20 protein-coding genes are annotated in these 18,113 nt (G+C 72.9%); 10 read left to right on the forward strand and 10 right to left on the reverse strand.

The genetic code is table 11. The features are described 5' to 3' along the window. Window positions 1-4: 4 nt before the first annotated feature. Window positions 5-865, forward strand: coding sequence for a Bax inhibitor-1/YccA family protein (locus ACWC94_RS02630; protein WP_450794513.1), 861 nt, complete (start codon window positions 5-7; stop codon window positions 863-865). A gap of 65 nt (window positions 866-930) precedes the next feature. On the opposite strand, the gene ACWC94_RS02635 is transcribed toward ACWC94_RS02630, so the two are convergent. Next, a complete protein-coding gene (locus ACWC94_RS02635; protein WP_020940491.1) occupies window positions 931-1,161 on the reverse strand; it encodes a DUF4287 domain-containing protein in 231 nt (76 codons plus the stop codon). 99 nt (window positions 1,162-1,260) lie between these two features. Between ACWC94_RS02635 and ACWC94_RS02640 the strand changes: the two genes are divergently transcribed. Then, a complete protein-coding gene (locus ACWC94_RS02640; RefSeq protein ID WP_450794514.1) occupies window positions 1,261-1,572 on the forward strand; it encodes a hypothetical protein in 312 nt (103 codons plus the stop codon). Between the two features lie 79 nt (window positions 1,573-1,651). Here the strand turns inward: ACWC94_RS02640 and ACWC94_RS02645 are convergent, their stop codons facing one another. The 3 genes from ACWC94_RS02645 to ACWC94_RS02655 form a co-directional block, all read right to left on the reverse strand. Next, window positions 1,652-2,434, reverse strand: a complete 783-nt coding sequence (locus ACWC94_RS02645; RefSeq protein WP_450794515.1) for a hypothetical protein — start codon at window positions 2,432-2,434, stop codon at window positions 1,652-1,654. A 283-nt stretch (window positions 2,435-2,717) separates the two neighbouring features. Further along, the gene (locus ACWC94_RS02650; RefSeq protein ID WP_450794516.1) at window positions 2,718-3,938 is read right to left on the reverse strand and encodes an acetyl-CoA C-acetyltransferase; all 1,221 of its coding nucleotides are present in this window, start codon (window positions 3,936-3,938) and stop codon (window positions 2,718-2,720) included. A gap of 198 nt (window positions 3,939-4,136) precedes the next feature. Then, window positions 4,137-5,156, reverse strand: coding sequence for an SGNH/GDSL hydrolase family protein (locus ACWC94_RS02655; RefSeq protein WP_450794517.1), 1,020 nt, complete (start codon window positions 5,154-5,156; stop codon window positions 4,137-4,139). A 159-nt stretch (window positions 5,157-5,315) separates the two neighbouring features. On the opposite strand from ACWC94_RS02655, the gene ACWC94_RS02660 reads away from it, so the two are divergent. Both ACWC94_RS02660 and ACWC94_RS02665 read left to right on the forward strand, forming a co-directional pair. Next, the gene (locus tag ACWC94_RS02660; protein ID WP_450794518.1) at window positions 5,316-6,710 is read left to right on the forward strand and encodes a cystathionine beta-synthase; all 1,395 of its coding nucleotides are present in this window, start codon (window positions 5,316-5,318) and stop codon (window positions 6,708-6,710) included. Between the two features lie 542 nt (window positions 6,711-7,252). Further along, entirely contained in the window at window positions 7,253-7,384 is a 132-nt protein-coding gene (locus ACWC94_RS02665) for a hypothetical protein (protein ID WP_450794519.1), read from the forward strand. Between the two features lie 6 nt (window positions 7,385-7,390). On the opposite strand, the gene ACWC94_RS02670 is transcribed toward ACWC94_RS02665, so the two are convergent. After that, complete coding sequence (locus ACWC94_RS02670) at window positions 7,391-7,831, reverse strand: hypothetical protein (protein ID WP_450794520.1); 441 nt, start codon at window positions 7,829-7,831, stop codon at window positions 7,391-7,393. 189 nt (window positions 7,832-8,020) lie between these two features. Here ACWC94_RS02670 and ACWC94_RS02675 point away from each other — a divergent pair, with 189 nt between their 5' ends. The 3 genes from ACWC94_RS02675 (at window position 8,021) to ACWC94_RS02685 (ending at window position 9,944) form a co-directional block, all read left to right on the forward strand. Beyond that, window positions 8,021-8,395, forward strand: a complete 375-nt coding sequence (locus tag ACWC94_RS02675; protein ID WP_450794618.1) for a hypothetical protein — start codon at window positions 8,021-8,023, stop codon at window positions 8,393-8,395. Next, window positions 8,392-9,261, forward strand: a complete 870-nt coding sequence (locus ACWC94_RS02680; RefSeq protein ID WP_450794521.1) for a MurR/RpiR family transcriptional regulator — start codon at window positions 8,392-8,394, stop codon at window positions 9,259-9,261. Before ACWC94_RS02675 ends, ACWC94_RS02680 begins: the two co-directional genes overlap by 4 nt. A gap of 98 nt (window positions 9,262-9,359) precedes the next feature. Further along, the gene (locus ACWC94_RS02685) at window positions 9,360-9,944 is read left to right on the forward strand and encodes a hypothetical protein (RefSeq protein ID WP_450794522.1); all 585 of its coding nucleotides are present in this window, start codon (window positions 9,360-9,362) and stop codon (window positions 9,942-9,944) included. Here the strand turns inward: ACWC94_RS02685 and ACWC94_RS02690 are convergent, their stop codons facing one another. From ACWC94_RS02690 to ACWC94_RS02710, 5 genes are all read right to left on the reverse strand, one after another. Next, window positions 9,945-10,319, reverse strand: a complete 375-nt coding sequence (locus ACWC94_RS02690; RefSeq protein ID WP_450794523.1) for a hypothetical protein — start codon at window positions 10,317-10,319, stop codon at window positions 9,945-9,947. It abuts the gene before it with no gap. A gap of 30 nt (window positions 10,320-10,349) precedes the next feature. Continuing rightward, complete coding sequence (locus ACWC94_RS02695; RefSeq protein ID WP_450794524.1) at window positions 10,350-10,862, reverse strand: roadblock/LC7 domain-containing protein; 513 nt, start codon at window positions 10,860-10,862, stop codon at window positions 10,350-10,352. Window positions 10,863-10,893: 31 nt separating this feature from the next. Beyond that, window positions 10,894-11,700, reverse strand: coding sequence for a transcriptional regulator (locus ACWC94_RS02700; protein ID WP_450794525.1), 807 nt, complete (start codon window positions 11,698-11,700; stop codon window positions 10,894-10,896). After that, window positions 11,697-12,080, reverse strand: a complete 384-nt coding sequence (locus ACWC94_RS02705; RefSeq protein WP_450794526.1) for a hypothetical protein — start codon at window positions 12,078-12,080, stop codon at window positions 11,697-11,699. Before ACWC94_RS02705 ends, ACWC94_RS02700 begins: the two co-directional genes overlap by 4 nt. 179 nt (window positions 12,081-12,259) lie before the next feature. Continuing rightward, window positions 12,260-13,582: a diaminopimelate decarboxylase gene (locus ACWC94_RS02710; RefSeq protein WP_450794611.1), complete on the reverse strand. Its 1,323-nt coding sequence runs from the start codon at window positions 13,580-13,582 to the stop codon at window positions 12,260-12,262. A 209-nt stretch (window positions 13,583-13,791) separates the two neighbouring features. Here ACWC94_RS02710 and hutU point away from each other — a divergent pair, with 209 nt between their 5' ends. The 3 genes from hutU to ACWC94_RS02725 all read left to right on the forward strand — a co-directional run bounded on the left by hutU (window position 13,792) and on the right by ACWC94_RS02725 (window position 18,085). Further along, the gene (hutU, locus tag ACWC94_RS02715) at window positions 13,792-15,456 is read left to right on the forward strand and encodes a urocanate hydratase (protein WP_450794527.1); all 1,665 of its coding nucleotides are present in this window, start codon (window positions 13,792-13,794) and stop codon (window positions 15,454-15,456) included. A 92-nt stretch (window positions 15,457-15,548) separates the two neighbouring features. Then, on the forward strand, window positions 15,549-16,751 hold the full coding sequence (locus ACWC94_RS02720; RefSeq protein WP_450794612.1) for an allantoate amidohydrolase: 1,203 nt from the start codon (window positions 15,549-15,551) through the stop codon (window positions 16,749-16,751). Beyond that, window positions 16,748-18,085, forward strand: a complete 1,338-nt coding sequence (locus ACWC94_RS02725) for a formimidoylglutamate deiminase (RefSeq protein WP_450794528.1) — start codon at window positions 16,748-16,750, stop codon at window positions 18,083-18,085. The genes ACWC94_RS02720 and ACWC94_RS02725 overlap by 4 nt, the downstream gene beginning before the upstream one ends. Window positions 18,086-18,113 lie beyond the last annotated feature (28 nt).

The following is an 18,113-nucleotide window of genomic DNA, read 5'->3' on the forward strand; positions in this document are numbered from 1 at the left end:
TGAAATGAGGAGCAGTAACCCGGTCTTCTCGCGACGGGGGTTCAGCCGCGACAACGGCTACGCCGGCTTCAACACCGCACCGCAGGCCGGGTACGCACAGGGCAACCCGTACGCGCAGAACCCCTACGCCCAGAACCCGTACGCCCAGCCGGGGGTTCAGCACGGCGCCCCGCCGCAGGCCCCCGTCACCACCGACCGGATGACCATGGACGACGTCGTCGTCCGCTCGGCCATCACACTCGGCACCGTCGCCGTCGGCGCCGTCCTCGCCTGGGCGCTGCTGCCGGTCACGGCGACCAGCTACGGCCTGGCCGTCGGTTCCGCGATCGTCGCGTTCGTCCTCGCGATGGTCCAGAGCTTCAAGCGCACCCCGTCCCCCGCGCTGATCCTCGGGTACGCCGCCTTCGAGGGCGTCTTCCTCGGGGTCATCAGCGAGATGTACAACAGCCGCTGGAGCGGCGCCCCGTTCCAGGCGGTGCTCGGCACCATGGCGGTCACGGCGGCGACCCTGCTGGTCTACAAGGCCGGCTGGATCCGCGTCACCGCCCGCTACGCCCGCATCGGTATCGCCATCGCCATGGCGTTCCTGGTGGTCATGGCGGTCAACCTGCTGCTGGTCGCGTTCGGCGTCGCCGAGGACGGCGGTCTGCGCAGCTTCGGTCCGCTCGGCGCGCTCGTCGGCATCATCGCGATCCTGCTCGGCGCGTTCTTCCTGACCCTCGACTTCAAGCAGATCGAGGACGGCATCGCCTACGGCGCCCCGCGCAACGAGTCCTGGCTGGCCGCGTTCGGCCTCACCATGACCCTGGTGTGGATCTACGTCGAGATGCTCCGGCTGGTGGCGATCTTCACCAACAACGACTAGCGCGAGCGGCGCGTGCGCCGGTCATGAGCAAGGGCCCCGGGTCGCGACCCGGGGCCCTTCGCCGTCTAGAGCAGCTTGCGGGCTGCCCTCCTCAGGTCGTACTCGTGGACGATCGCCTTCGCGTGACCGTACGCGAGGTCGTACTCGTGCCGGAGCCAGCTGACCTTCTCCTCGAAGCGGAACAGGGCGGGGCCTTCTTCTACGGTGCGCAGCCAGTCGGAGACTTCACGACCGGTGCAATGGGGGATGCGGGCGAGCAGGTTGCGGTGGGTCTCCTCGGAGAAGAGTTGGGACATCGGCGCCTCCGAACGCAAAGGGGATGTAAGCCGGTCCTTCACGTCACCGTGCCTGAGCGTTCGCGTATTGGCAACAGTGCGGCACGTTACGCTCGGCGCGTGGTTGATACGACGCCCTTGACCCAAGCAGTGGATCACTTCGCCGACCGGTTGCGCGCGGCGCCGCAGAGCCGCCTTCAGCGGGGCGCCGCCGCGGAGGCACTGGCACTGGCCAGGGAGTTGGCCCGGCGGGCGCAGGCTGTGGAGGAGCCGGGGAGCGAGGCCCGGGAGATGCCGGATGCGGGGATGTTCGCGGCGGCTGATCAAATCCTCGTGGCCGCGCACGATTTGGCGCTGGTGCTGCGGACCGAGGACGAGGTCGCCGAATCGGTCCGGATGGTCGAGGAGGCGCGGCAGAGGGCGGGCGTCTAGGGGGTTTCGCGACCGGCGGTCTGGTGGCCGGTCCCGCGGTGCCCGCGCCCCCGGCGGGGTGCCGGGCCCCGCCGGTGTCTCACAGCGACGCTATGACCCGGTCGGCCAGGATGTAGACCATGTCCTCGCCGCAGGCGAAGGTCAGGGTGTAGGCGCCGGAGATGCCCGAGCCGCCCAGCAGGTACGGGGCCTCGCCCGCGCCCACGGCCGCCGCCAGGCGTTCGGCGGTCTCGCGGTGGCCCGGGGTCATGCACAGGGTGGTGCCGTCGGCGAAGACGTAGACGTCGAGGGTGCCGAGCGGGCCCGGCCGGACGTCGGAGAGCTCGACGCGCTGGGCGGCCAGCTGCTCCAGCGTGGTCACCGTGCGCTCGTGGTCGTTCACCGCCGGCGACTGCACCGGGACGAAGTCGGGGTGCGAGGGGTGGCGGCGGCGGGCCGCGGCCAGCTCCGGGGACTCCCCGGCGAACTCGTCGGCCTCGGCGGTCGGCTCGGACACCGGCTCCAGGCCGGCGAAGTCGGTCGGCCGGGGCAGGAACAGGTCGGCGTCGGGCAGGCCGAGCAGCGTGGGGGTGTCGGAGGCGTCACGGGCCTCCTGCGCGGCCCAGAAGGCGCGCGCCTCGGCCAGCTCCCGCTCCCGCTCCTCGGCGAGCGCCTCGGCCACGGCGGCGCGTATGTGGTCGGCGTCGGAGTGGCTGCGGGCGTTCGGCACCAGCGCGCGCATGGCGGCTGACTGGTTCTCCGCGAGCTGGGCCTGCAGCTCCCCGAGCTGGCGGCGCAGCTTCAGAACGGTGCGCAGGACGGCGACGCCCACGGCGCAGGTGGCGGCCGTGGTGAGCAGCAGGGCGATCGGCATGGCGCTCACTGACGTACTCCCGGTTCAAAGTCGACCCCCGACTTCCTACATCAGCTTGAAGGGCGGACTATCCAACTGTCAGTGCGTAACGTCACGAAACGGACGGGACTTTGAGTTCGCGCCGGGGCTGTGTACCGCGCTGACCTGCGCTGACCTGCACCGATGGGGGCGGCGAGCGAGATAGGTCACATCCTGGGCGAGATTGGATCACGGAAAGGCCCAGAACCTTGGGGTTTCCTCGGTTCCGGGCCGTTTCCTGACGTGACGTGCCTGCTCCGCTACGGACGGTGTGTCAGCTGAGGCGCTCGATGACCATCGCCATGCCCTGGCCGCCGCCGACGCACATCGTCTCCAGGCCGAACTGCTTGTCGTGCCACTGCAGGGAGTTGATGAGCGTGCCGGTGATCCGGGCGCCGGTCATGCCGAAGGGGTGTCCGACGGCGATGGCGCCGCCGTTGACGTTCAGCTTGTCGAGGTCGATGCCGAGGTCCCGGTAGGAGGGGATCACCTGGGCGGCGAAGGCCTCGTTGATCTCGACCAGGTCGATGTCGTCGATGGTCAGGCCGGCGCGCCGCAGGGCCTGCTTGCTCGCCTCGACCGGGCCGAGGCCCATGATCTCGGGGGAGAGGCCGGAGACGCCGGTGGACACGATCCGGGCCAGCGGGGTCAGGCCCAGCTCGCGGGCCTTGGTGTCGGACATGATGACGACGGCCGCGGCACCGTCGTTGAGCGGGCAGCAGTTGCCGGCGGTGACGAGCCCGTCCGGGCGGAAGACCGGCTTCAGGCCGGCGACGCCCTCCAGGGTGACGCCGGGGCGGGGCCCGTCGTCCTTGCTGACGACCGTGCCGTCGGGAAGCGTGACCGGGGTGATCTCGCGCTCCCAGAAGCCGTTCTTGATGGCCTGCTCGGCGAGGTTCTGCGAGCGGACGCCGAACTCGTCCATGTCCTGGCGGGTGACGCCCTTGGCGCGGGCCAGGTTCTCGGCGGTCTGGCCCATCGCGATGTACGGGTCGGGCAGCAGGCCGTCCTCGCGCGGGTCGTGCCAGGTCGTGCCCTCCTGCTGCGCGACCGCCGCGGTGCGGGCCTCGGCCTCGGCGAACAGCGGGTTGTGGGTGTCCGGCAGGCCGTCGGAGCTGCCCTTGACGAAACGGGAGACCGTCTCGACGCCGGCCGAGATGAAGACGTCGCCCTCGCCGGCCTTGATGGCGTGCAGGGCCATGCGGGAGGTCTGCAGGGACGAGGAGCAGTAGCGGGTGATCGTGCAGCCCGGCAGGTGGTCCATGCCCATCTGCACGGCGACGATGCGGCCGAGGTTGTGGCCCTGCTCGCCGCCGGGGAGGCCGCAGCCGAGCATCAGGTCGTCGATGTCCCGGGGGTCCAGCTCGGGGATCTTGGCGAGCGCGGCCTGGATGATCGTGGCGGTCAGGTCGTCGGGGCGCAGGTCCTTCAGGGAGCCCTTGCCTGCGCGGCCGATGGGGGAGCGGGCGGTCGAGACGATGACGGCTTCGGGCATCACGGCTCCATCTGAACGGGGTGTGCTTATCGGGCAGGGCCGGTTGGGAAGTTACCGCTCCGTATGGCCCAGGTCACGGGTGTTGCCGTGTGACCCGTACCGCAATTTACTAAGCGCTTGCTTGGCCATGGCGGGCCACCCGGGGACTCCGCCCCCGGATCCCCGGCCCGTGCCCACCGGGGCGGAGCCCGCAGGGGGTCACACCGAGGGACGTGCGGGCTCCGCTTCCGGTACCCGGCGCCGCCGCCTCCGCTTGAGCAGCGCCCACGGCCCCCGCGGCCCGGTGGGCATCGCCGCCGTGACCTCCGTGCCCGCCTCGGAAGCGGCTTCCGCGGCGGCCCGTGCCACCGGCAGGAAGCCCTCGCGCCGCGACACGTCCGGCCGTTCCTCCTCCGCCGGCCACAGGCCCAGCGCCGCGCACACCGTCGGCAGCACGGCCATCGCCGCCGTCGCGTACCCCTCGGCCGAGGGGTGGTAGTTGTCCGGGCCGAACAGCTCCCGCGGGTTCGCCTCGAACTCCGGGCCCAGCAGGTCGCCCAGGGACACGGTCCGGCCCCCCTGCTCCACCACCCCGATCGTCTGTGCCGCCGCCAGCTGCCGGGAGGCCCGCCGGGCCAGCCAGCGCAGCGGCTGCTGCACCGGCTCGATGGTGCCGAGGTCCGGGCACGTGCCGACCACCACCTCCGCGCCGGCCGTGCGCAGCCGTCGTACCGCCGCCGACAGGTGACGTACCGAACGGGTCGGCGGCATCCGGTGCGTCACGTCGTTCGCGCCGATCATGATCACGCAGATGTCCGGGACGGGAGCCGAGGACGACAGGACCAGGGCCACCTGGCGGTCCAGGTCGTCGGACTGGGCGCCCGGCAGGGCGACGTTGCGCAGTTCCACGGGGCGTTCCGCCACCGCAGCCAGGCCCGAGGCCAGCAGCGCGCCCGGTGTCTGTCCCGACCGGTGCACACCCTGCCCGGCCGCCGTGGAGTCGCCGAGCATGGTCAGACGGAGGGGCGGTTCTCCCGGGACGTCGTACGCGTGGCCGTACACACCGTCGGCCACCGGGACCCGGCCGCCGCTGCCGTTGCCCACATGGCGCCGCGCCAGACGGACCTCCGCCAGCAGCACACCGACCGCGGCCGCGCCGATCAGTCCGACCCCGCCACCGCCGTACGCCGCTCCGGCCGCGATGCGGCGGGCCACCCTCGCCCTCGACATGCTCGTCATGCGTCGCCGCCACCTCCTCATAGCCGTACATCCACTCCTTGCCCCGTACAGACCGTGTGCCAATCTCAACGGGGAGTGAACGACCGCCACGGCCACACAGCTGGCCTTAGGCTGGCGACACCACTACGAACACTTCTTTTGCAGCGACCGGAGACAACGGTGCGATTCCACGACTCGATGATCAGCCTCGTCGGCAACACCCCGCTGGTGCGGCTCAACAACGTGACCAAGGGCATCCAGGCCACCGTCCTGGCCAAGGTGGAGTACTTCAACCCGGGCGGCTCCGTGAAGGACCGCATCGCCCTGCGCATGATCGAGGCCGCCGAGGAGAGCGGGGAGCTGAAGCCGGGCGGCACCATCGTCGAGCCGACCAGTGGCAACACCGGTGTGGGACTGGCGATCGTCGCCCAGCAGAAGGGCTACAAGTGCATCTTCGTCTGCCCTGACAAGGTCTCCACCGACAAGATCAACGTGCTGCGCGCGTACGGCGCGGAAGTGGTCGTCTGCCCGACCGCCGTGGCGCCGGAGCACCCGGACTCCTACTACAACGTCTCCGACCGGCTCGTCCGGGAGACCCCGGGGGCCTGGAAGCCCGACCAGTACTCCAACCCCAACAACCCGCTGTCGCACTACCACTCGACCGGTCCGGAGCTGTGGGAGCAGACCGAGGGGAGGATCACCCACTTCGTGGCGGGCGTGGGTACGGGCGGGACCATCTCCGGTACCGGCCGCTACCTGAAGGACACCAGCGACGGCAAGGTCCAGGTGATCGGCGCCGACCCCGAGGGCTCGGTGTACTCCGGCGGCTCCGGGCGGCCGTACCTGATCGAGGGCGTCGGTGAGGACTTCTGGCCGACCGCCTACGACCGCACCGTCGCCGACGAGATCGTCGCCGTGTCCGACAAGGACGCCTTCCAGATGACCCGCCGCCTGGCCAAGGAGGAGGGCCTGCTCGTCGGCGGCTCCTGCGGCATGGCCGTCGTCGCCGCGCTGCGGGTCGCCGAGCGGCTCGGCCCGGACGACGTCGTGGTCGTACTGCTCCCGGACAGCGGCCGTGGGTACCTGTCGAAGATCTTCAACGACGAGTGGATCAGCCAGCACGGGTTCAGCGAGCAGACCACCACCGGGCAGACGGCCGGGGCGGTGCTCGCGCAGAAGGCGGACGTGGAAGAGGGCATCCCGAACTTCGTGCACATGCACCCCACGGAGACCGTGGGGGAGGCGATCAGCGTGCTGCGCGAGTACGGCGTGTCCCAGATGCCGGTGGTGGCCCCCGGTGCGGGACATCCCGACGTGATGGCGGGAGAGGTGATCGGCGCCGTGGAGGAGCGGGTGTTGCTGCACGCCCTGGTGGCCGACCACGCCCCCTCGGACGCTCCGCTGGAGAAGTACATGTCCGAGCCGCTGCCGGTCGTCGGTTCCGGTGAGCCGGTGGAGCGCCTGATGTCCGCCCTTGAAGGCCGTGACGCTGCGGTGGTCCTGGTGGACGGAAAGCCCGCCGGGATCGTCACCCGCCAGGACCTCCTGGCCTTCCTCGCGAACCCGGCGGCGTGATCCCGCCGTTGGGCCCGGCACCTCTGCGGAGCCGTGGGCAGGGATCCGGACCGCCGCCGAAGAGCGACCGGGTCTGATCGTGGCCGGATCGGCGGGAACAGGTGACGGCCCCCTGGTGAACGGCCCGTGTCCCGGGCGAACATGCGGTGACCCGGGCCGTCCGAAGCCGTACCGGAAGTGTCACGTGCGCGCAGCACCCGCTTAACACGGGTCCGGCACATTGGTGGGTGTCGGCAGGACGGCGGGGTTCCTCCCAGGCGTTGAGCGCGGGGGCGGGCTCCCGTCCGGGCCGGCGCAGAACGGCGCCTAGGACCTCCGGAGCGGCTCCCGGACCTCCATGGACGCCACGGACGCGGGGCCCGGCCTGACCCGGCCCGCGTCCCTCGCGGGGACCGCCGTCGTCCCGCCCCCCGGCAACGGGGGTGCGGCGGTCCCCGCGAAAGCCTCTTCCGCGGGTCCCCGTGGGCCTCGGCGTGCGGTGCCGGGCCCCCAACTCCCCAGCAGGACAAGGCGCTCCGCGGTCTCCGGCCCCCGGTTCCGGGGTGTACGCCACGATCGTCTGCCCGGGGCCCGCCGGGGTCGTCGGGGTCGCGGACGTCGTCGCCCGCGCCACCAGCCGGCCCCGGCACGTCGACCTCCGCCGGGTCATGGTGCTGCCGGCCCGGCAGGCGTGAGGGCGGTCAGTCCTCGGACGACGTGCGCCGCCGCCCGGTGAGCAGGTCCGGGTTGGTGCGCACCGCCTGGGCGAAGTTGACGCCGACGATGCCGGCCCAGGTCGCCAGCGTCCCGGCCGTCCCCGCGATGCCGCCGCCGACGGCGGTCAGCGGGATCGCCAGGACCAGCGAGACGACGGCGAACCCGAAGCGCTCCGTCCAGGTGTCGGCGTCCTTCGGGCGCCGGGCGCCGCGCGCCGTCTCCATCCGCTGCTCGGCCAGGTGCCGCCGTACCCGGCGGTCCACCGCGTCGTCGATCCGCTGCTCGACCTTCTCCAGGAAGGAGTCGGCCAGCGCGGAGTCGTAGTCGTCACCGAGGTCCGTGCGGGCCCGCACGGTGGCGTCGAGTTCCTTCCGCAGGTCCGCGTCCTTCTTCAGGCTCGCGTCCGGCGAGTCCAGTGTGCTCATGGGCCCGAGCCTACGGAGCGGTCGCTTCCCCCCGCACTGGGGACAGCCCCCCTCTTCGCGCCGGGCCGCCGCCGCTTGCCTGGCTGTATAACGTCATGCAGAGTTCTTGGTGACTGAATAGGGCGACTGAATAGGCTTCGGTGGTCACAGAGCAGGATCGGATGTCGGGGTGAGGGGAGTTTGGGCTTGATGTCGTCTCGCATCATGGACGCGCCGGAGTCCGTGCCGCCCCTGCGGGCCGCGACGGGCGTGGTCGACGGGGACGGGCTCGGCGTCGAGGACGCCGTACGGCTCGCCGACGGTGCCGCGCACCCGGTCCCCGGGGCCGACGCGCCGCGGCCCGCGGAGCACTCCTGGAACGCCGCCCGGCCGACCGCCGCCACCCGGCGCGTCCACGGCCGCTCCACCGGCGTCGGCGCCCACCGGAACGCCGCGCGGCAGACCCCGCGCGCGTGCGGTGCGTACCGTCACGATCCGGCCGACCGGCCGCTCACGGACGACGTGACGGCGGCGGCCGCACTGCTCGACCGGTTCACGGACATCTGGAGGGGGAGCGCGTCATGAGCGTGGACAGGAGTACCGGGGCGACGGGCATGACGGACAGCCCCGCCAACCGGCTGCAGGCGCTCTTCGAAGGGCACCGGCTCACGCCGACCCAGCGCCGGATCGCGCACAGCATGGTGCGGCGGGCCGCCGACGTGCCCTTCCTGTCCAGCGTGGAGCTGGCCGAACTGGCCGGGGTCAGCCAGCCGTCGGTGACCCGGTTCGCCGTCGCGCTCGGCTTCGACGGCTATCCGGCGCTGCGCAAGCACCTGCGCGAGGTCGTACCGGCCGAACCGGCCGCCGGGGCGGGCGCCTTCAACGAGTACCAGCAGGCCGTCGAGGCCGAGATCGAGAACCTGAGGCACCTCGCCGACCTGCTGGCCGACCCGCGCCCGGTGCAGAGGGCCGGCCGGATCCTGGCCGCATCGCGTCCGCTGCCGGTGCTCGGCCTGCGCGCCGCCGCCTCCCAGGCGTACGGCTTCGCCTACTTCGCCGCCAAGGTGCACCCGGACGTCCGGCTGCTCAACGAGGGCGGCACGATGATCCAGGACCGGATCGACGCGGCCGTCCGCGCCGGCGCCTCCGCGCTGCTGTGCTTCGCGCTGCCCCGGCATCCGCGCGAGGTCGTCGACACCCTCGCCTACGCCAAGGACATGGGCCTGACGACCGTCACGGTCGCCGACTCCGCGTTCGCCCCGGTCGCCAAGTACTCCGATCTGCTGCTGCCCGCCGCCGTCGGCACCGGGCTCGCCTTCGACACCGCGTGCGCGCCGATGCTGCTCGGGCGGGTGCTGCTGGAGGCGGTCTGCGACGACCTGCCGCAGGCGCAGGCCCGGCTGGAGGAGTTCGACGCGAAGGCGGCGGCCCGGGGTCTGTTCGTGGAGTGACCGGCCGTCTTCCGCGTGTGCTCTCAGATTCGTCTCACGTTCTGCCACTAGGTTCCCGGCGAGGCTTTGTTTGCGGGCACGTGACACGGGAGGCTGACGTGGCGCGCGGAGGACAGGGACTGGCCCGGGTGGCCGTCGTCGTACGGGCGGGGGCCGCACCGCTGTGGTGGTCCGGGGTGTTCGCCACCGGGATCGGTGTGCTGCCCCAGGGGGTGACCGGGCGCCGGATCGGGGTGCTCGCCGGGGCCGCGCTGTTCCTCGTGGCAGCGGCCGCCATGGCGCTCGTACGACGCCGGCGGTACGGCGCCCTGGCTCGCGGTGCGACCCGCGCGGGCAAGTACGACGTGCTGCAGGACCGTGCGGTGACCGTGCGCACCTGGCGCCGGGGGCACCGCTGGTGGCTGCTGCTGGCCTGTGCCGCCGCGCTCGGCTCGGCCTTCGCCGTGCCCGCGGCCGGCGGCATGCTGCTGGCCGGCCTCGGCACCGGGCTGCGGCTCAAGGCCGCCTGGATCGGGCGGCGGGAGCGGGCCGGGGAGACGCTGCTGTGGGTGCGCGTCGACTGGCTCGACCGGCGCGGCGGGGGCCCGGCGGGCAGGTCCGTGAAGGGCCTGCGCGGTACGGGCATCGCGGCCGGCGACGCGGCCCCGGGCGGGGCCCGCCGCCGTACCGCGGCCGTCGTCTGACTAGACCTCCAGCTCCTCCTCGATCTTCTTCAGCTGGTGCCGGGCCATCGCCAGGTTGGCCCGGGACGAGTCGAGGACCAGGTAGAGGAACAGGCCGTTGCCGCCGCGGCTCTTGAGCAGGCGGATCAGGTGGTACTGGTCCGACAGCGTGATCAGGACGTCCTCGATCTCTCCCTTGAGGCCCAGCATCTCCATCGTGCGCATCTTGGCGCGGATCACGTCGGTGTTGCCCGCCGCGGCCACGTTCAGGTCGAAGGCCTTGCTGCCGCCCATCGTGCCCAGCGCCATTCCGCTGGTGTAGTCGACGAGTGCGACGCCGGTGGCGCCCTCGATGGAGGTGAGGGCTTCCTTCAGGGCGGTCTCGGTGTTGGCCATGGTGATCCTTTCGGAACGGAAGGGTTCGAATCAGCTGTCGGTCGCGGTGCGCGCCTCGGCGGCCGTGGTGCGGGGCGCGCGGGCGGTGCGGGTACGGGTCGGGGGCGGGGTGCTGACGGCGCCCAGCGGCCGGGTGGGCCGGCGGGTCTCCCGGGCGGCGGCCTCGGCGGCGTCCAGCAGCTCCCCGATGCGGGCGCCGGCCCGGCGGCCCTCCAGGTGCAGCCGGCCCACGTTGACCCGGCCTTCGGCGAGCAGGGTCAGTACGGCCGTGCGGCCGGCCGTGTACGTGGCGACGTAGCCGCGCTCGCCGCGCACCAGCAGTTCCCGCAGGCCGCCGTTGCCGGTGGCGTCGGCGACCCGCACGGCGACGCCGAGGGAGGCCGCGGTGAGCGCGGACAGGCCCTCCGGGTCGACTCCGGGGGTGTCGTGGGCGACGACGAGTCCGTCGACGCCGGCCGCCAGGGCGCCGGTGAGCTGCGGCACCCGGGTGCGCAGCCGGTGCAGCTCGTCCAGGACGGCCTGGAGGTCCTCCTCGGACACCATCAGCTCTCTCCTCTCGGCGGGGCGGTGCCGTTCAAAGCGCCTCCAGCGCATCCCTGAGCCTCTTCAGCAGCGCGATGTCGGGGTCGGTGACCGGGGGTGGTGTCAGGGGCGGCGGGACGGGTTCCATGACGACGGGCGCCAGGGGGGTGACCTGGCCGGCCGCCGCGAGCCGGCGTACGTCCACCAGCGTGTGGAAGGCCTGCCGGCCCAGGTTCCGGGCGATCGCGGTGGCCGTGCGGACGCCGTCCACACGGTCCAGGACGGCCCGCTGCCGGGGGGTGACGGGTGCGGTGGCGGCCGGGTCCGCGCGGATCAGCGGGGCGCTGTCGGCGGCCGGGTCCGGCCACATCCGGTGCAGCATCAGGCGGCGGCGCAGCGTCTCCCGTTCCAGGGCAACGACCGGGACCGAGGGCAGCGGGCCGATGCGGGGCGCGTTGTCGTACCGGAAGTGTCCCGGGGTGCTGCTCGGGGCCAGTGTGAAGTACCCGGCGTCGTACAGCGCGTCCAGATGGCACAGCTCCAGCGCGCCGGACGGTAACAGCCCGGACTCCAGGAGGAGTTCGGCGGCCTGCAGCGGGCCGGCGGCCCGGTCGGCGGCCCGCTGCCAGGCGGCGGTCGCGAGGGTGCCGTGGGCCGTGAGGAGCACGTCGAGGCCGGGGGCGAGGGGGCTCTCGGCGTGCACCACCCGGCCCTCGGCGAGGTGCAGGGTGCCGTGCTCGCGCACCAGGACGCCGGTGGCCCGCTCCTCGGCGAGCCGGGTCAGCATCGGCGACAGCGCCCGGGGGGCCGACTTGTCCCGCACGGGCAGCGGCGGCGGAGGTGTCTGCACCACGGTCATCCCAGCACCAGCCGGGCAGCCATCTCGCCGAGCCGGATCCGGGCGAGCGCGAGATTGCCCTCCTCGCGGCCGAGCCACAGGTGCAGGAAGACGCTGCTGTCGAAGGACGTGTCCACGAACCGCAGCAGGTGGTAGCTGTCGTGGTTGCTGACGAGCACGTCCTCGACGGGCGGGTGCCCGTCCCCGTGGGCCGCGAAGGCTCCGTGCTCGGCGGCCATCCGGGCCAGTTCGGCGGCCTCGGCGGCGGTCGTCTCGTGATCGCCGCCGGGCGCCTCCCCGACCGTGCCGAGCGCCAGTCCGCTCGTCCAGTCCACCAGTGCCGCTCCCCGCGCACCGGGCAACCGCATCGCTTCCAGCAGGCACTCGTCGATTCCGGGCACCGTGGGTTCCCTCCCGCCTGGGCCTCCGGCTGAGTGACAGTGACACTACGCACCGTGCGCGCGGAAGTGGGAGCCTTTGGCAATTTCCGGTGGAACATGCGTCCGGCGTACTAGTGTGGGTCAACTGACGTGTGCCCTCAGACGTGTTGACCCATTTGTTCGAAGGTGCCGGGGGTGGGTCAACGGCTCCCGGGCGCCCTGAGGGTGGTGAGCGCGGGCGCGTGCGCCCCGCCGGATTCCGCCACCACCTCGGCGACCGTCTGCGGCTCCCGTACGGTGGCGAAGGCGACCCCTCCCGAACCGTCCGGCGCGAAGCCGTAGATGCCGGGCCGGGCGAGGGAGTTGTAGGCGTAGTGGTGGGCGAAGTAGTACGCGCCCGTGTCCAGCGCCGCCGCGTAGTCGCCCTGCTCCAGCAGTGGCAGCGCGCGGCCCTCCGCCAGCAGGTCGCCCGAGAAGCAGGCCGGCCCGGCCACGTCCTGCACCACCTCCGGACCCGGCTTCGGCCGTCCCTTGGCGTCGTACGCGCCGATCCTGAGCGGCCACACCCCCGGCGCGTACACGGTCCGCGTCGCCACCTGCACGCCCGCGTGCGTCACCGCGATCCGCCGCCCGCCCGCGCTCTTGGCGTACTCCACCCGGGCCACCACCGTGCCGTGCTTGGCCAGCAGCGACCGCCCGAACTCGGTCACCAGCCCGTACCGCCCGTCGAACAGCCCCGGCACCTGTCCGGCCAGCAGCCGGGCGTACTGCGCGTACGACGGCGCCGTCGCCTCCGCCGCGAAGTTCACCGGCAGTCCGCCGCCGATGTCGAGCGTGTCGATCTGCCGCCGCCCGGCCCTCTCGTTGATCTCCTCCGCGAGCGCGTACGCCTCCGCCGCGCCCCGCGCCAGCAGCGGCAGCGGGATGCCCTGCGAGCCGGTGTGCGCGTGCAGCCGGGTCAGCCACGGCCGGTCCAGGTACGCCCGCACGACCCATTCGCGCGCCCCCTCGTCGCGCAGCGCCACCCCGAACTTCGAGGTCCCGGTCGCCGTCGAGGTCGCCCCGATCGTGCCGCCGCCGATCTGCGGGTTCACCCGGATGCCGAGCGGGGAGCGGCTGGGCGCGGCCCGGACGAGGGTGTCCAGGCGGTCCAGCTCCTGCGGATTGTCGGCGTTCACCGCGATCCCCAGCGCCAGCGCCTCGCGCAGCTCCGCCGGGGTCTTGGCGGGCGAGTCCAGCACGGTCCGGCCGGTCGGCACCCCGGCCGCGCGGGCCAGCGCCAGCTCGCCCGGGCTGGCCACCTCCGCGCCGATGCCCGCCTCGTGCAGCAGCCGCAGCACGGGCACCAGCGGGGTCGCCTTCACCGCGAAGGCGTGCAGCACCGGCGTCCCGGGCGGCAGGACCGCGTCGAACGCCGCCCGCAGAGCCGCCGCCGACTCCCGGATCCCGGTCACGTCCAGCAGTCCCACGACGGCGGCGTCCGGTCCCAGCAGCCCCTGCTCGACGGCGGCCCGCACCGCCATGTCCCGCCGGGCGGCGCGCTCCCGTGCCTCGGCGGCCCGCGTCCGGATGTCCTGCTCCACGGCCTCTCCCCTCGTGTCCCGTCGTGCCCGTCCTCGCGTACATCCAGCCAAACACCGGCGGCGCGCGGACGGGTGCGCCCCGATGTATTGACTAGTTCTATTCAGGAATGCAGGATGTGAATAGATGTAGTAACAGGAGGAGGCAGACGATGTCGGGACCCCGCCCCGTACGAGCACCGCGCGGCACGGAACTCAGCGCCCTGGGATGGCAGCAGGAAGCCGCCCTGCGCATGCTGCAGAACAACCTCGACCCCGAGGTCGCCGAGCACCCCGACAAGCTCGTCGTCTACGGCGGCACCGGCAAGGCCGCCCGTGACTGGCGCTCCTTCGACGCCATGGTGCGCACGCTGAGGACCCTCAAGCAGGACGAGACCATGCTGGTCCAGTCCGGCCGCCCGGTCGGCGTGATGCAGACCCACGAGTGGGCCCCGCGTGTCCTCATCGCCAACTCCAACCTGGTCGGCGACTGGGCCAACTGGGAGGAGTTCCGCCGTCTGGAGGCCCTCGGCCTGACCATGTACGGCCAGATGACCGCCGGCTCCTGGATCTACATCGGCACCCAGGGCATCCTCCAGGGCACCTACGAGACCTTCGCCGCCGTCGCCGCGAAGAAGTTCAACGGCACCCTCGCCGGGACCATCACCCTCACGGCCGGCCTCGGCGGCATGGGCGGCGCCCAGCCCCTCGCCGTGACGATGAACGACGGCGTCGCCCTCTGCATCGACTGCGACCCCCGCGCCATCGAGCGCCGCATCGAGCACCGCTACCTGGACGTGAAGGCCGACTCCCTCGACCACGCGCTGCAGCTGGCCACCGAGGCCCGTGACGCCCGCCGCCCGCTGTCCATCGGCGTCCTCGGCAACGCCGCCGAGCTGGTCCCGCAGCTCCTCGCGATGAACGCCCCCATCGACATCGTCACCGACCAGACCTCCGCCCACGACCCGCTGTCCTACCTGCCGGTCGGCGTGGCCTTCGAGGACATGGCCGACGCCGCCGCGAAGGACCCGGCCGGCTTCACCACGCGTGCGCGGGAGTCCATGGCGCGTCATGTGGAGGCCATGGTCGGCTTCATGGACGCCGGTGCCGAGGTCTTCGACTACGGCAACTCCATCCGTGGCGAGGCCCAGCTGGCGGGGTACGGCCGGGCGTTCGCCTTCCCCGGTTTCGTGCCCGCCTACATCCGCCCGCTCTTCTGCGAGGGCAAGGGCCCGTTCCGCTGGGCCGCCCTGTCCGGCGACCCCGCCGACATCGCCAAGACCGACAAGGCGATCCTGGAGCTGTTCCCGGAGAACGAGTCCCTGGCCCGCTGGATCAAGATGGCCGGCGAGCGCGTCCACTTCCAGGGTCTGCCCGCGCGCATCTGCTGGCTCGGCTACGGCGAGCGCGACAAGGCCGGCGAGCGCTTCAACGACATGGTGGCCTCCGGTGAGCTGGCGGCTCCGCTGGCGATCGGCCGCGACCACCTGGACTGCGGGTCGGTGGCGTCGCCGTACCGCGAGACCGAGGCGATGCTCGACGGGTCCGACGCGATCGCCGACTGGCCGCTGCTGAACGCGATGGTCAACGTGGCCTCCGGTGCGTCGTGGGTCTCCCTCCACCACGGTGGCGGCGTGGGGATGGGGCGCTCCATCCACGCCGGCCAGGTCTCCGTGGCCGACGGGACGAAGCTGGCCGGCGAGAAGATCCGCCGGGTGCTCACCAACGACCCGGGCATGGGTGTCATCCGGCACGTGGACGCGGGGTACGACATCGCGGAGTCGGTCGCCGCCGAGCGCGGGGTGCGGGTGCCGATGCGTGAGGGTGACGAGGCGTGACCCAGCGCTCTGCTGAGCCGAGCGGCAGCGGTCCGGTGGGGGCCGGGCTCTCGTCGCCGTCCGCCGCTCGGGCCGGTGCCTCCTTCCACGAGATGTGGCGCGAGCTGCTCCCGATCGGCCGGCACCCCGACTCCGGCGGCTACCGCCGCTACGCCTGGACCGGGGCCGACGCCGACTGCCGGGCCTGGTTCAAGGAGCAGGCCGAAGCCCGTGGGCTGACGTACGAGCTGGACCGGAACGGGAACCAGTGGGCCTGGCTCGGGGACCCGGCGGCCGGGGACGCGGTGGTCACCGGGTCGCACCTGGACTCCGTCCCGGACGGCGGGGCCTTCGACGGGCCCCTCGGGGTCGTGTCCTCCTTCGCCGCGCTGGACGAGCTGCGCGGCAGGGCAGTGCGGTTCGCGAGGCCCCTGGCCATCGTCAACTTCGGCGACGAGGAGGGGGCCCGGTTCGGGCTCGCCTGTGTCGGGTCCCGGCTCACCGCCGGGCAGTTGAGCGTCGAGCAGGCGCACCGGCTCACCGACGGGGACGGGGTCAGCCTCCCGCAGGCCATGGAGGCCGCCGGATACGACCCCGAGGGGATCGGGGCCGACCCGGAGCGGCTGGCCCGGATCGGAGCCTTCGTCGAACTGCACGTGGAGCAGGGACGGGCCCTGGACCTGTCCGGGGACCGGGTGGGCATCGCCAGTGCCATCTGGCCGCACGGCCGCTGGCGGTTCGACTTCCGGGGCGAGGCCAACCACGCCGGCACCACCCGGCTGGCCGACCGGCGCGACCCGATGCTCTCCTACGCCGAGACCGTGCTCGCCGCCCGCCGCGAGGCCGAACTCGCCGGTGCCGTCGCCACCTTCGGGAAGATCGCGGTGGAGCCCAACGGGGTCAACGCGATTCCCTCCCTCGTGCGCGGCTGGCTCGACTCCCGCGCCGCCGACCAGGAGACCCTGGACACGGTGGTCGGGGGCGTGGAGAAGGCCGCACGCGCCTACGCCGACGCCCACGGCATCGACCTGGACGTCGTGCGCGAGTCCTTCACCCCGGTCGTGGAGTTCGACCACGCGCTGCGCGACGAACTCGGCCGCATCCTCGGCAAGGACACCGGCCTGAAGGTACCCGTCCTGGGGACCGGGGCCGGACACGACGCCGGAATCCTCTCCGGCACCATTCCGACCGCCATGCTGTTCGTGCGCAACCCCACCGGTGTCTCGCACTCCCCGGCCGAGTTCGCCGCCGAGGACGACTGTGTGGCCGGGGTGCACGCGCTCGCCGACGTACTGGAAGGGCTGGCCTGCAGGTGACCGAGCGGACCTACTGGTTGGAGCACGCCTGGCTCGGCGCGAACGTCGAGCCGGGGGTCGTGCTCGAGGTCGCGGACGGGCGGATCAGCGCCGTCCGCACCGGCGTCGCCACCCCGCCGCCCGGCGCCGAGGCACTGCGCGGGCTCACCCTGCCGGGGCTCGCCAACGCCCACAGCCACGCCTTCCACCGGGCCCTGCGCGGCACCGTCCAGGTCGGCTCCGGCACCTTCTGGACCTGGCGCGAGGTGATGTACTCCGTCGCCGACCGGCTGACCCCGGACACCTACCACGCCCTGGCGCGCGCGGTGTACGCCGAGATGGCCCTGGCCGGCATCACCGGTGTCGGCGAGTTCCACTACGTGCACCACGCGCCCGGCGGCACCCCCTACGCCGACCCCAACGCCATGGGGGAGGCGCTGATCGACGCCGCCGCCGAGGCCGGCATCCGCATCACCCTCCTCGACACCTGTTATGTGTCGGCCGGCTTCGGCGAGCCGCCCAACACCCACCAGCTGCGGTTCTCCGACGGCAGCGCGGAGGCCTGGGCCGAACGCTGTGCGGTCCTCAAGGAACGGGACCACGCGCGGATCGGGGCGGCGATCCACTCCGTACGGGCCGTACCGGCCGGCCAGTTGGCGACCGTCGCCGGGTGGGCCGAGGAGCGGCGGGCGCCGCTGCACGTGCACCTGTCGGAGCAGACCGCCGAGAACGACGCCTGCCTCGCCGCGCACGGCTGCACGCCCACCCGGCTCCTCGCCGACCACGGTGTCCTCGGCGGGCGCACCACCGGTGTGCACAACACCCACCTCACCGACGAGGACATCGCCCTGCTCGGCCGCTCCGGCACCGGCACCTGCATGTGCCCGACGACCGAGCGGGACCTCGCCGACGGCATCGGCCCGGCCGTCGCCCTGCAGCGGGCCGGCTCACCGCTGTCCCTCGGCTCCGACAGCCACGCCGTCATCGACCTGCTCGAAGAGGCGCGCGCGATGGAGCTGAACGAGCGGCTGCGCACCCGCACCCGGGGGCACTGGACGGCCGCGGCCCTGCTGCGCGCGGCCTCGGCGGACGGTCACGCGGCCCTGGGCTGGGACGAGGCGGGCGCCCTGGAGACGGGGGCGCTGGCCGACTTCACGACCGTCGCCCTCGACTCCGTCAGAACAGCGGGACCGGTGCCGCGCCTCGGCGCCGAGACGGCCGTATTCGCGGCGGGCGCGGCGGACGTACGGCATACGGTCGTGGGCGGCCGGCACGTCGTACGCGACGGAGCGCACACGCTCGTACCGGACGTGCCGCGGGCCCTGGCCGCCGCCGTCGAAGCCCTGCGCGGCTGAGGACCGCCGACCCCCACGAGGACGACAC

It is taken from the genome of Streptomyces sp. NPDC001135, from assembly GCF_053598395.1.